The organism is Streptomyces sp. ISL-94, assembly GCF_018614075.1.
GTDB lineage: Bacteria > Actinomycetota > Actinomycetes > Streptomycetales > Streptomycetaceae > Streptomyces.
Window position 1 is genome coordinate 1 of the sequence record NZ_JAGGOZ010000001.1, and the last position, 12,792, is coordinate 12,792.

General features: G+C 73.2%; 6 protein-coding genes and 1 pseudogene. 3 read left to right on the forward strand and 4 right to left on the reverse strand.

The genetic code is table 11. The features are described from left to right. Positions 1-500: 500 nt before the first annotated feature. Positions 501-1,037 carry a MarR family winged helix-turn-helix transcriptional regulator gene (locus J7E94_RS00005; RefSeq protein WP_008738578.1) on the reverse strand — a complete coding sequence of 179 codons (537 nt, stop codon included), beginning with the start codon at positions 1,035-1,037 and terminating at the stop codon, positions 501-503. Positions 1,038-1,170: 133 nt separating this feature from the next. Between J7E94_RS00005 and J7E94_RS00010 the strand changes: the two genes are divergently transcribed. Further along, positions 1,171-2,490, forward strand: coding sequence for an MFS transporter (locus tag J7E94_RS00010; RefSeq protein WP_251055885.1), 1,320 nt, complete (start codon positions 1,171-1,173; stop codon positions 2,488-2,490). Between the two features lie 75 nt (positions 2,491-2,565). On the opposite strand, the gene J7E94_RS00015 is transcribed toward J7E94_RS00010, so the two are convergent. Together J7E94_RS00015 and J7E94_RS00020 are read right to left on the reverse strand one after the other, a co-directional pair. Further along, positions 2,566-4,383: an ATP-binding SpoIIE family protein phosphatase gene (locus tag J7E94_RS00015; protein WP_215011044.1), complete on the reverse strand. Its 1,818-nt coding sequence runs from the start codon at positions 4,381-4,383 to the stop codon at positions 2,566-2,568. Between the two features lie 160 nt (positions 4,384-4,543). Further along, on the reverse strand, positions 4,544-5,962 hold the full coding sequence (locus J7E94_RS00020; RefSeq protein ID WP_215011038.1) for an NAD(P)/FAD-dependent oxidoreductase: 1,419 nt from the start codon (positions 5,960-5,962) through the stop codon (positions 4,544-4,546). A gap of 340 nt (positions 5,963-6,302) precedes the next feature. Here J7E94_RS00020 and J7E94_RS00025 point away from each other — a divergent pair, with 340 nt between their 5' ends. Further along, positions 6,303-7,079 (forward strand): TetR/AcrR family transcriptional regulator, encoded by a 777-nt coding sequence (locus J7E94_RS00025; RefSeq protein ID WP_215011040.1) that lies wholly within the window; start codon positions 6,303-6,305, stop codon positions 7,077-7,079. A 285-nt stretch (positions 7,080-7,364) separates the two neighbouring features. Beyond that, positions 7,365-9,314 carry a sigma-70 family RNA polymerase sigma factor gene (locus tag J7E94_RS00030; protein WP_215011042.1) on the forward strand — a complete coding sequence of 650 codons (1,950 nt, stop codon included), beginning with the start codon at positions 7,365-7,367 and terminating at the stop codon, positions 9,312-9,314. A gap of 68 nt (positions 9,315-9,382) precedes the next feature. On the opposite strand, the pseudogene J7E94_RS00035 reads toward J7E94_RS00030, so the two are convergent. Beyond that, positions 9,383-12,623: pseudogene (locus J7E94_RS00035) on the reverse strand (BTAD domain-containing putative transcriptional regulator). Positions 12,624-12,792 lie beyond the last annotated feature (169 nt).

Consider the following 12,792-nt stretch of genomic DNA (forward strand, 5'->3'; position numbering starts at 1 on the left):
GTGTAAGTTGCCTGCAAGCACCCCGAAACCGGAGCCCTACAGGTCTTTTTCAAAGGAACCTCATCCACCGAAATGGACGGGGTATCAACTTTTGGCGTTGATTTTTGGCACGCTGTTGAGTTCTCAAGGAACGGACGCTTCCTTTGTACTCACCCGCAGTAACATGTACTGGGGCTTTCCTCCGGGCTTTCGTTCTGTGTTCTTGCGTTTCCGACTCTATCAGACTCTCTCGGGCCTGATCCCCAGTCAGCGGGGTTTTCTTCCGGGCTGTTGGGCCCTTCCGACTCCCTGAACTCTAGTGGATTTCCCCGGCGATTCATAATCGGCCTTCGGAAATGAATTCGGACATGCCGAATTCGTTCCCAGTGGGAGATCGTGCAGAGTTGGGTGCCGCAACGAGGCGGCGGGATTCATCGTCGCCGAAACCTTCCGGCTCCGGGGCAACTCGAAGAACCTTACGGATCCGGGGATGGTGTGTCAACCCCGGTGGTCAGGGCGGGTCAGCTGGGGGACTGCAGGTCCTCCACGCGGTCCAGCAGCCGGGTGAGCATGTCGCCCAGGACCCCGCGCTCCGCCGTGGAGAGGTCCTGGAGGAGGTCCTCCTCGAAGACTGTTGCCGCGCGCATCGCGTCCAGCCACTTGCTGCGGCCCTCGTCCGTGAGCTCCACGATCACGCGGACCCGGTTGGACTCGTCCCGTTCGCGGGTGACCAGTCCTTCCGCCGTCATGCGGTCGATCCGGTGGGTCATCGCCGCCGGCGTGAGGCCGAGCTGCTTCGCGAGTTCGCTGGGGCCCATGCGGTACGGGGCTCCCGAGATCACGAGGGCCTTGAGGACCTCCCACTCGGCGTTGCTGATGCCCAGGGCCGCGGTCTGGCGTCCGTACGCGACGTTCATGCGGCGGTTCAGCCGGCTGAGGGCCGAGACCACCTTCTCGACCTGGGGGTCGAGGTCCTGGAACTCGCGCTGGTAGACGGCGATCTGCTCATCGAGGGTCGGCTCGTGGACGGGCGTGGTGCCGTCGGGGGTGTCACCCATGGGTCGAAGTATGGCACGGACGCGTTGGCGTCTAACTCCTTCGGTGTGTAGAGTTAAGGATTGAAGTTTAGGTGTGAAGTACTGAAGGCTTCAGTCTTCGGCTCTCAAAGGCAGGTGAGAAGTGACCAGGGTGATGGGCGCTGCGATGCGGCGGATCCAGGCCGGCAACGCGCTGACCGCGTTCGGCATCGGTTTTACGGTTCCGTTCCTCTACATCTACGTGGCGCAGGTGCGAGGTCTGGGCTCGATGGCCGCCACGACCGCGTTCGTGGCGTTCGCCCTGGGTGCTCTGGTCGCGCTGCCCTTCACCGGTCGGGTCATCGACCGACGGGGTCCCGTACCCGTGGTCATCGGCGCCGCCATAGCCGCCTCGGCCGGTGCGCTCTCGCTCGGACTCTCCACCGGCATCGTGCCGATCCTGTTGTCCGCCCTGGCGCTGGGCGCCGGGCAGGCCGTGATGCAGCCGGCGCTCGCGACGATGATCGTGTGGTGCTCCACGCCGTCGACCCGGACCCGGTCCTTCGCCATGCAGTTCTTCATGCAGAACCTGGGGCTGGGCATCGGCGGTCTCATCGGCGGCCAGATCGTCGACGAGAGCCGGCCCGGCAGCTTCACCCTGCTGTTCGGCATCGAGGCCGTGATGTTCCTGGTGCTGGCGGGGGTCATCGCCACCGTGCGGATGCCGCAGGTGGCGGGGCTCAAGGACGCCATGCCGCAGAAGGACCCGTCGCAGGCGGGCGGCAGCGGCTGGAAGCGGCTGCTCCGGCACAAGGCCATGGTGCAGCTGTGTGTGCTGGGCTTCGTGCTGTTCTTCGCCTGCTACGGACAGTTCGAGTCGGGTTTGGCCGCCTTCGGTACCGAGGCCGCCGGGATCTCGCCGTCCACGCTCGGATTCGCGCTGGCCGCCAACACCGGTGCGATCGTCGTCGCCCAGTTCGTGGTGCTGCGGCTCGTCGAGAAGCGGCGCCGGTCGCGGGTCATCGCGCTGGTCGGGCTGATCTGGACCGTGGCGTGGGTCATCGCCGGGTTCTCCGGTCTGGGGCACGGCAGCGCGATGATGGCCGCCGCCGCGTTCATCACGACGTACGCGCTCTTCGGCATCGGCGAGGCCATGCTGTCGCCGACCCTGGCGCCGCTGGTGGCCGACCTGGCCCCGGAGGGTTCCGTGGGCCAGTACAACTCGGCCTTCGCGCTGGTCAAGCAGATGGCGCTGGCGCTCGGACCGCTGGGTGTGCCGCTGGGTGCGGGGATTCCCATGCTCTACATCGGGGTGTTCGTGCTCGTCTCGCTCGGGATCGCCGGGCTGGCGCTGCGGCTCGGCAAGCAGCTGAGCCCGGTGCAGGACAACCCGTCGCTGGTGAGCAGGATCGTGGCGCAGGGGCCGTCCGCCTCGGCCTCGGCGTCGGCATCGGTATCGGTATCGGCCAAGGTGGCTGATCCTGTCGCCGTGTGAGTCGTACGGGGATGGGATGTACGGATGGAAGGGAGGCCCCGGTCTTGGACCGGGGCCTCCCTTCCATGTGTGCGGTTACTTGTCCGGCAGGGCGAACTCGCACCAGACGGCCTTGCCGCCGCCCGGGGTGCGGCGCGAGCCCCAGGACGAGGCGATGGTGGCGACGATCGAGATGCCGCGGCCGGTCTCGTCGGCCGGTTCGGCGCGGCGGCGGCGCGGGAGGTGGTCGTCGCCGTCGGTGACCTCGATGATCAGGCGGCGGTCGGTGCGGCGCAGGCGCAGGCGCATGGGCGGGGTGCCGTGCTGGAGGGAGTTCGCGACGAGCTCGCTCGCGGCCAGGACGCCGAGGTCGCAGAGCTCGACCGGGAAGCGCCAGGAGGCGAGGACGCCCTGGGCGAAGGCGCGGGCGCGCGGCGCGGCCTCGATGCCGCCGAGGAGTTCCAGGGCGGCGTTGTGGAAGAGCTCGGCGTCCGCGCCGGTGCGGGCGGGCTGCTGGAGGACCATCACGGCGACGTCGTCGTCGTGGTCGGCGTCCACGCCGAGGGCGCGCATCAGGCGGTCGCAGATGACGGCCGGGGTGCCCTGGGCGCCGGAGAGGGCGCGTTCCAGGGCGGCGACGCCCTCGTCGATGTCCTCGCCGCGGCGTTCGACCAGGCCGTCGGTGTAGAGGACGGCGGTGGAGCCGGGGCCCAGCGCGATGGTGCCCGAGGTGTGGAGCCAGCCGCCGGTGCCGAGCGGCGGGCCGGTGGGGTCGGCGGCTCTGCGTACGGTGCCGTCCTCGTCGCGGACGAGGATCGGGAGGTGGCCGGCGGAGGCGTAGGCGAGCAGGCCCTCGTTGGGGTCGTGGACGGCGTAAACGCAGGTGGCGATCTGGCTGGCGTCGATCTCGGCGGCGAGGCCGTCGAGGAGCTGCAGGACCTCGTGGGGCGGGAGGTCGAGGCGGGCGTACGCGCGGACGGCCGTGCGGAGCTGGCCCATGACGGCGGCGGCGCGGACCCCGCGGCCCATGACGTCGCCGATGACGAGGGCGGTGCGGCCGGCGCCGAGGGTGATGACGTCGTACCAGTCGCCGCCGACGGCCGCCTCGGTGCCGCCGGGCTGGTAGGTGGCGGCGACCCGCAGGTCGTCGGGCTGTTCGAGCTCCTGGGGGAGGAGGGAGCGCTGGAGGGTTACGGCGGCCTCGCGCTGTCGCCGTTCGCTGGCGCGGAGCCGTTCGACGGCTTCGGCGTGGTCGGTGACGTCGGCGAGGTGGATCAGGACCCCGGTGCTCTGGCCGTCCGTGTCGCTCCGGGTGTCGGTCTTGGGGAACTCGACCGGGGTGCAGGTGACGGTGTACGAGCTGGTGCCGCCCGGTGCGGTGCGGTTCTTGGCGGTACGGGGCTTGCCGCTGCGCTGGACCTGGTCGAGGAGCGGGAGCAGGCCGAGGTCGCCCAGTTCGGGGAGGGCCTGGTGGGCGGGTGCGCCGGGGGTGCGGGCGCCGAAGCCGGCGGTGTAGGCGTCGTTGACGTAGGCGACGCGGTGCTCGGGGCCGTGGACGAGGGCGACCAGGGTCGGGAGCCGGCCGAGGACCTCGCGTACGGAGAGCTCGTCGAGGGAGGGCACCGGGGCGAGGACGCCTGTCCGCGGGGTGGTGCCGGCGGAGCCGGTCGTGGTCCCGGTGCCGCTGCCGGTCGCCGTCGCCGGGGTCGTGCCGGTGCCGGAGACCGTGGGGTCGGCGGGACCGCCGTCCGCGAGGGGCGTGGGCCGCTCGGTTCCGGGGTCGGCGCGGCCGCCGCGGGCTGCCGGGACGGAGCCTTCACCCCGCTTGGCCAGGGCGGCGGCGGCGTGTTCGGACCGGGCGGCGGCGCGGCGCTGCGTTCCGGGAAACCGGGCGCTCCAGCGCGTGAAGTTCACTGCGTTCAAGCCTCGTGGTGTCGCAAGTGGTCGCTGTATTACCCCGACTGGTGCCGGGGAGGTGCCCCCAGTAGCGGTCGCTGACGGGACGGCGTGACTCTGTGCAGGCGTGAGCCCACCTATGGTCACACGTCCAGTGTGGCCGACCGCACTGACAGCGTCAGCCCTGGCTGTCCTGCGGGGGGTTGGGGGCGGGGTTCGGTGGAGGGGCCTTGTGGCCGCCGGCTGCGGCCAGTTCGAATTCTGCCCTGGGGTGTTCGAGCGAGCCCAGGGAGACGATCTCGCGTTTGAAGAGGCCCGAGAGGGTCCATTCGGCGAGCACCCGCATCTTGCGGTTGAAGGTGGGGACGCGGCTCAGGTGGTAGGCGCGGTGCATGAGCCAGGCGGGGTAGCCCTTGAGCTTGCGCCCGTAGACGTGGGCGACGCCCTTGTGGAGGCCGAGGGAGGCGACGGAGCCCGCGTACTTGTGGGCGTACTCGGTGAGGACCTCGTCACGCAGGGCGTGGACGAGGTTGTCGGCGAGGACCTTGGCCTGGCGCAGGGCGTGCTGGGCGTTGGGGGCGCATTCGCGGCCCGGTTCGGGGGCCGCGATGTCGGGTACGGCGGCGGCGTCGCCGGCGGCCCACGCGTGCTCGACTCCCTCGACGGTGAGGAAGGAGGTGCAGGCGAGGCGGCCGCGTTCGTTCTTGGGCAGGTCGGTCGCGGCCAGGATCGGGTGCGGTTTGACGCCGGCGGTCCAGACGACGGTGCGGGTGGGGAAGCGGGCGCCGTCGCTGAGGACGGCGACGCGGTTCTCACAGGTTTCGAGCCGGGTTTCGAGGCGGACGTCGATGTTGCGGCGGCGCAGTTCGCGGATCGTGTAGACGCCCATCTCGGGGCCGACCTCGGGGAGGATGCGGTCGCTGGCCTCGACCAGGAGCCACTTCATGTCCTCGGGCTTGATGTTGTGGTAGTACCGCGCGGCGTAGCGGGCCATGTCCTCCAGCTCGCCGAGTGCCTCGACACCCGCGTATCCGCCGCCGACGAAGACGAAGGTGAGGGCGGCGTCGCGGAGCGCGGGGTCGCGGGTGGAGGAGGCGATGTCCATCTGTTCGATGACGTGGTTGCGCAGGCCGATGGCCTCTTCGACCGTCTTGAACCCGATGCCGTAGTCGGCGAGTCCGGGGACGGGGAGGGCGCGGGAGATGGACCCGGGGGCGAGGACGAGTTCGTCGTACTCGATCTCCTGCGGGCCGGTGCCCTCGTCGGCGGTGGCGAGGGTGGAGACGGTCGCGGTGCGTTTGGCGTGGTCGATGCGCTGGGCCTCGCCGATGACGATGCGGCACTTGTCGAGGACGCGGCGCAGCGGGACGACCACGTGGCGGGGGGAGATCGAGCCTGCGGCTGCCTCGGGGAGGAAGGGCTGGTACGTCATGTAGGGCTCGGGGGTGACCACCGTGACCTCGGCCTCGTCGGATCTCAGCCTTCGCTGGAGCCGGAGCGCCGTGTACATGCCGACGTAGCCGCCGCCGACGACGAGGATGCGCGTGCGGGGCGGGGTACCGGGGGCCGCGCCCCGGGAGTTAGCAGCCTTCACCACCCCATGACGCAACGTGGCCGGGAGTTTGTCCACAGGCCCGACAAATTGTGTGACCGGAGGTGGGGGTGGGACGGGGTGGAAGCGGACCTTGGATGGGGGCGAAAATCCGCAGGTCAGACGGTACGGAAGGGGACATTCCGAGGGTACGGAACGGAAAAGTGGGGGCGAATGCTCCGATCGGGCGGTGCTCCGTCCGGGGCTGCCTCTTCTGAATTGACTCTGGCTCAACTATGTTCGTATCCCGTCGAGGAGCAGAACCGGGCCCAGATGACCATGGCCCCCTCGACGCGAAGGCGGGGAGTGTCTCCGGGGGGAGACAAATGATTACCGGGGGAAACATATGAACATGTCCGATTTCCATGGTTCTGCGACCGCACTCTCGGTCGAGAACAACGCTCGCGGTATCGCGGGCGGCACCACGCACGGCGTGGGCCGGTCCACGCCGCTGCGCGTCGATGCCCAGCGCAATCTGGAGCACGTCCTGCGGGCGGCCCGCGAGGTCTTCGGCGAGCTGGGCTACGGGGCTCCGATGGAGGATGTCGCGCGCCGTGCGCGGGTCGGCGTCGGGACGGTGTACCGCCGGTTCCCGAGCAAGGACGTGCTGGTCCGGCGGATAGCCGAGGAGGAGACCGCCCGGCTGACCGAGCAGGCCAGGACCGCGCTGGGCCAGGAGGAGGAGCCGTGGCAGGCGCTGTCGCGCTTCCTGCGCACCTCCGTGGCCTCGGGCGCCGGGCGGCTGCTGCCGCCGCAGGTGCTCCGGGTGGGTTCGGCGAGCGAGGACGGCGTCGAGGGCGCGGAGGCGGCGCGGGTTCCGCACCAGCGCCAGGCCGTCGCAGCGGGCGTGGCTCCCGACCTGCGTGTCGTGGGCGCGCCGCGGACGCCGATCGAGGACGAGCCCTCGGACGACGCCGGCGCGGGTGCGCTGCTGGAGGTCGTCGGACGGCTGGTGGACCGCGCCCGGGAAGCCGGTGAGCTGCGTACGGACGTCACGGTGGCCGATGTGCTGCTGGTGATAGCGACGGCGGCGCCTGCGCTGCCCGACCCGGCGCAGCAGGCGGCGGCTTCGACGCGGCTGCTCGACATCCTGCTGGAAGGGCTGCGCTCCCGGACGGTGTGACCACCTGCGCGATCGATGGTGTGGTGACCGGTGTGGCGGTGTGGTGACCGGTGTGGTGACCGGTGTGGTGACCGGTGTGGTCACCCGCCGTGGTCGCCCGGTGTGGTGTCGGGTTCGTGCCGGGCCCGTCGTCCGCGTTCTTCATCCGACGCGGTTCGTCAGTACGGCGATTCGTCGAATTGTGCCCGGATGGGTGGAAGGTGCGCAGACGGGTCCGGCGTGCTGCCGCCGTGTGACACGCTTGATCGGTGGACCGGTTGAGTGTGTCGTGCGGGGGCTGCCGCGATGGGCGTTGACGGGCCGGAAGAGTCACTCGGGGGCGCCGGCGGCGTGGTCGGTGCGGGCAGCCTGCCCGCCCGGCAGGTGCCGGCCCAGCGCGAGCCGGGCGGGCGGCATGCCGCCGGTGGCTCGGGCACCGGGGGCGATCTGCCGCCGTCCGACGGCGACTTGGTCGCCCGGATGCGGGCCGGTGACGACGGGGCGTACGAGGAGCTGTTCCGCCGCCACGCCGATGCCGTACGGCGCTACGCGCGGACCTGCTGCCGGGACGGGCACACCGCCGACGACCTGACCGCCGAGGTGTTCGCGCGGACGCTTCAGGCAGTACGGGGCGGGGCCGGGCCGGACCAGTCGGTGCGGGCCTATCTCCTGACCACGGTGCGCAGGGTCGCCGCGGCCTGGGCGCAGACCGCCCGGCGGGAGCATCTCGTCGAGGACTTCGCCGTGTTCGCGGAGCAGGCGGCCACGGGTACGGAGGGTGGCGGCGGGCTGTCAGGGGTGTCTGGCCTGTCCGGGGATGACACGCTCGAACTGGGCGCGGATGTCCGGGCGATGCACGAGGCCGAGCAGTCCCTCGCCATGCAGGCCTTCCGGAGTCTGCCGGAGCGGTGGCAGGCCGTGCTGTGGCACACCACCGTCGAGGAGGCCTCGCCGAGCGCGATCGCGCCGCTGTTCGGGCTGAGCCCCAACGCGACGGCGGTGCTGGCCAGTCGTGCCCGCGAGGGGCTCAAGCAGGCGTATCTGCAAGCCCATGTGAGTTCGGCGCCGAGTGAGGGCGGCGACTGCGCGCGGTACGCGGACCGGCTGGGCGCCTATGCCCGCGGCGGGCTGCGGATGCGGGCGGAGCGGGGGCTGCGCAAGCACCTTGAGGAGTGCGCGAAGTGCCGGCTGGCCGCCGGGGAGCTCAGGGACGTCAACGCGGGCATTCCCGCGCTGCTTCCGGTCGCGGTCATCGGGTGGTTCGCCGCCGGGTACGCGGCCAAGGCGGCCGGGGTGGTGGCCGGCGGGGCCGTCGCCGCGGGTGGGGCCGGGGCGGCCGCGGCTGCCGCCGGCGGGTCGACCGCGGGGGCCGGAGCCGCGGGGGGTGCGGCTGCCGGCGGGGCCGGGGCCGGGGCCGGGGGTGCGGTGGTGTCCGAGGGGCTGGGGCTGCCGGCCAAGGCCGCCATCGCCGCCGGGATCGCGGTCGCCGCGGCTGCCGGGGTGGTGTTCGCGCTGGCCGGGGACGACACCGAGCCACAGGCCCGGGCGGAGCCCGCCCCCAGTGCGGTAGCGCCGGTGGTGCCGGATGCTCCCGCCGCGCCGACGCCCGAGCCGAGCCGGCCCGGGGAGGAACCGCCGGCTGCGCAGGGCCCCGTACCGCCGCGGCCGGACCGGACACCGGCGAGGCCGGCGGCCGTCGCTCCCCTGGCGGCGGCCCCCTCCGCGTCTCCGTCCCCTTCGCCCAGTCGCAAGAGGCCCTTGCCCGCGTCGCCCAGCCCGTCTCCGGCGAAGCCGACCCCGCCGCCTCCGCCGAAGCCGCCGCAGGGGTTCCGGCTGGCCCGGCTCGACCACTCGGCGTACGGGGACCACAGCGAGCCGGAGCTCCAGACCTGGCGCAGCAGCTGGGTGTGGCAGCGGTGGGGGCTGGAGGCGGGCGACCGGCACTTCGCGAACGGGATCACGGTGAACTCCCGTTCCTCCGTGGAGATCATCCTGAACCGGCAGTGCACCGCCTTCTCGGCGAAGGCCGGCGTGGACGGCCTGTCGCTGTGGACCGACGGCGCGGTGCGGTTCTCCGTGTACGCCGACGGACAGCGGCTGTGGCAGTCCGCCGCTCTCGGGTACGGGGACCCGAGAGCGGCCGTGAACGTCTCCCTCTCGGAGCGCAAGACGCTGCGGCTGGTGGTGGAGCGGGCCGGGCAGGGCCGCCTGCCCACACTCGCGAGCTGGGCCGTCTCGGTGATCGGCTGCCGGTGATCGGCTGCCGGTGATCGGATGCCGTGATCCGCTGCGGTGATCCGCTGCGCCTGATCACCTGCGTGTGATCAGCTGCGCGTGAGTGCCGCCGCGAGATCGGCCGGGCCGAGCGTGGCGCCGGCGGCCTCCTCCCGGGCGTAGCCGGCCGGGCCGAGCAGGGCGCGGGCGCGGGCCGGCAGCCCGTCCACGGCGGCCTGCTCGGGAGCAGGGCGGGGATGGCCCGCGCGCCAGGCGGTGGCCGCCGCGAGGACCCGTACGGCTTCGGCGGGCCGGTCGGCATCGGCCAGCAGCCGGGCGGCGGTCTCGGCGAGCCCGGCGAGGACGCGCTCGGCGCAGTGCGCCTCGACGGCGGCGGCGAGAGCGGGCCCGATCAGGGTGAGCCCGGCCTCGGGCCCGTCCTTGTGGGCGGCGAGGACCGCTTCGAGGTTGTCCAGCCCGGCGGTCATCTGCGGGGGCACGAGGAGCTCCGCCGCGCGCTCCCGGGCGTCGTCGTACGCGGCGCGGGCCCGGTCGAAGTCGCCGCGGTGGATACCGATCGCGGCCGACAGCAGCCGGTTGAACGCGCGGACGTCGACGACCCCGTACCGGTCGGCCTCGGCTTCCGCCTCCGCGATCAGCCGCTCGGCGCCGTCGACGTCCCCGGTGCAGTAGGCGGTCTCCGCGATACGGGCGATCGCGAACGGCGCCTCGATGTGGGCCCCGACCTCGCGGGCCAGACGCAGGCATTCCTCGTACTCGGCGCGGGCCCAGTCGTACCGGCCACGGGAGAGCCCGATCTCGCCGGCGGCGCTCGCGACCTGGGCGCGGGTCCAGCGGTCGCCCACCCGGCGGGCGATCTCGCGCAGCTCGGCGAGGTCCTCGTCGACGGTGGGGAGGCCGCCCGCGATGTCGATGGCCACGTGGGTGCGCAGCATGAGCGTGACGCCGAGTTCCCAGTCGCCGGCGTGGCGGCGGCAGTTGGCGACCGCCCGGTCGAGGTTGGCGTGGAAGGCGAGGGCGTCACCCGTGAGGAAGGCCGTAGCGGGCCAGAGCATCGCGGGGAAGCGGGTGGTCTCCGGGGAGCCGTGGCGGAAGGCCTCCTCTATGCGGGCGGCGAGGGCCTGGTACGCGGGGGTGCGGAAGGTCTCGGCGGGTTTGCTCTCGGCGAGCAGGAAGATGTTGAGGACCTGGAGGCGCATGAAGCGCCAGTACGCCGCCGAGCCCTCGGGCGGCTCGGCGGGGGTGCCGGCGAGGATCCGGGTGGTCCACTCGGCGCCCTCGCCGCGGTAGTTGCGCAGCCACCAGAACCAGCCGAGGGCGAAGGCGAAGCGCTGGGCGGTCTCGGTGTCGCCCTGGTCGGCGGCGGCGTGGTGCAGGGCGGCGCGGAGGTTGTCGAGCTCGGTCTCGATGCGCCGGATCCAGGGGAGCTGGGCGGCGGAGCGCAGGAGGGGTTCCGCCCGCTCGGCGAGGGCCAGGTAGTGAACGGTGTGGCGGCGCGTGGTGGCGGCCCGGTCCGCCGGGTCGGCGGCGGCGCGCTCGGCGGCTCGCTCGGCGGCGTACTCGTGGATTGGTTTCCAGCATGCGGTAGCGCATGCCGTCGGCGCCGTCGGGATCCGGGGCCGGCTCGGCCAGGACGAGGGATTTGTCGACGAGGGAGCCGAGGACGTCGGCGACCTCGTACGAGGGGTCCGCGCAGACGGCTTCGGCGGCGGCGAGGTCGCAGCCGCCGGCGAAGACGGACAGCCGGCGCAGGACCCTGCGCTCGGGCTCGTCGAGGAGGTCCCAGGACCAGTCGACGACGGCGCGCAGGGTCTGCTGGCGGGGCAGGACCGTACGCGAGCCGCTGGTCAGGAGCCGGAAGCGGTCGTCGAGGCGGTCGGCGATCTGGCGCGGGGTCAGCAGCCGCAGCCGGGCGGCCGCCAGCTCGATGGCGAGGGGCAGGCCGTCGAGGCGGGCGCAGATCTCGGCGACGGCGGCCGGGTCCTCGTCGGGGGTGAAGCCGGAGCGGACCGAGGCGCCGCGGTCGGCGAAGAGGCGGTGGGCGGGGTCGGGCGGCAGGGGCTCCACGGGGCGGACGCTCTCGCCGGGGACTCCGAGGGGCTCGCGGCTGGTGGCCAGGATCCGTACGCCGGGGCAGCGCGTGAGGAGGAGCTCGGCGAGTTCGGCGGCGGCGCCGATGACGTGCTCGCAGTTGTCCAGGACGAGGAGCAGGCTGCGGTGCGCGCAGTGTTCGACGAGCTGGGTGGCGGGGTCGGCGGCTGCGGCGGTGTTCTCGCGGGCGACCAGGGAGTTCTCGCGCAGGCCGAGGGCGCTGAGCACCGCCCCGGGGACGGCGGCGGGGTGGTCGAGGCGGGCCAGTTCGACGATCCAGCCGGCTTCGGGGTGGTCGGTGGCCGCGTGCTCGGCGAGGCGGGTCTTTCCGGAACCGCCGGGTCCGGTGAGGGTGATGAGGCGCAGGCGGGCCAGATCGGCGCGGAGGGCGGCCAGTTCGGGCTCCCGGCCGACGAAGGAGGTGAGGCGGGGGCGCAGGTTCCCGCGCGCCTCGGGCGGGGGCGGGGTGTTCCCGCTGGGGCGGGCGGCCGGGCCCCGGTCCTCCCGGGGGTTGAGGAGCTCGGCGTGCAGGGCGCGGAGTTCGGGCCCCGGGTCGGTGCCGAGGGCGTCGGCGAGGGTGCGGCGGGTGCGCTCGTACGCGGCGAGGGCGTCGGCGGTGCGGCCCGCGGCGTGCAGGGCGCGGAGGTGCTGGGCGCGCAGCGGTTCGTCGTACGGGTTCTCGTGGATCAGCGCCTCGAGCTCGGGCAGGAGTGCGGCCGGGGCGGTGGCGCCGCTGCGCAGGTCGGCTTGGATGCGGTCGCGCAGGGCCGCGGCGCGGCGGGCCCCGGGTGCGGCGGCGTGGGCGGCCCGGCCGGGCTCGGGCAGGTCGGCGAGGGCCGGTCCGCGCCACAGGGCGAGGGCGGTGCGCAGGGTGCGGGCGGCGGCCGCGGGGTCGGTGGCCAGCTCCTGGGCGCCGCGGGCGGCCAGGCGGGTGAAGCGGTGCAGGTCGATGTCGTCGCGGTCAGCGGCGAGTCGGTAGCCGCCGGCGGGGTCGGCGTGGACGGTGTCCCGGCCGCCGAGGGCGCGGCGGAGCCGGGCGACCAGGGCCTGGAGGGCGGCGGGGGCGTCGAGGGGCGGGTCGTCACCCCAGACCTCGTCGACGAGGACGGCCACGGAGGCCGGGCCGCCGGCGCGCAGGGCGAGGGCGGCGAGGAGTGCGCGCAGGCGGGCGCCGCCTAGAGGGAGGGGGGCGCCGGTCTCGTCGCGTGCCTCGGTGACGCCGAGGATCAGATACCGCACCTGCCAATTCTGCCTGGGGCGGCGCGGGGGCGGCAGTGGATTTCGGCGGCGCCGCGTGCGGCTGGTGCTGTGGCCGGCGAAGTTCGCCGGGTCACGACGCTCCCCCGGCTACCTCCCCCAGCCTCCGTCCGGGGGACCCACGGAGGCGCCCCAAGCACGGCACCTCGCC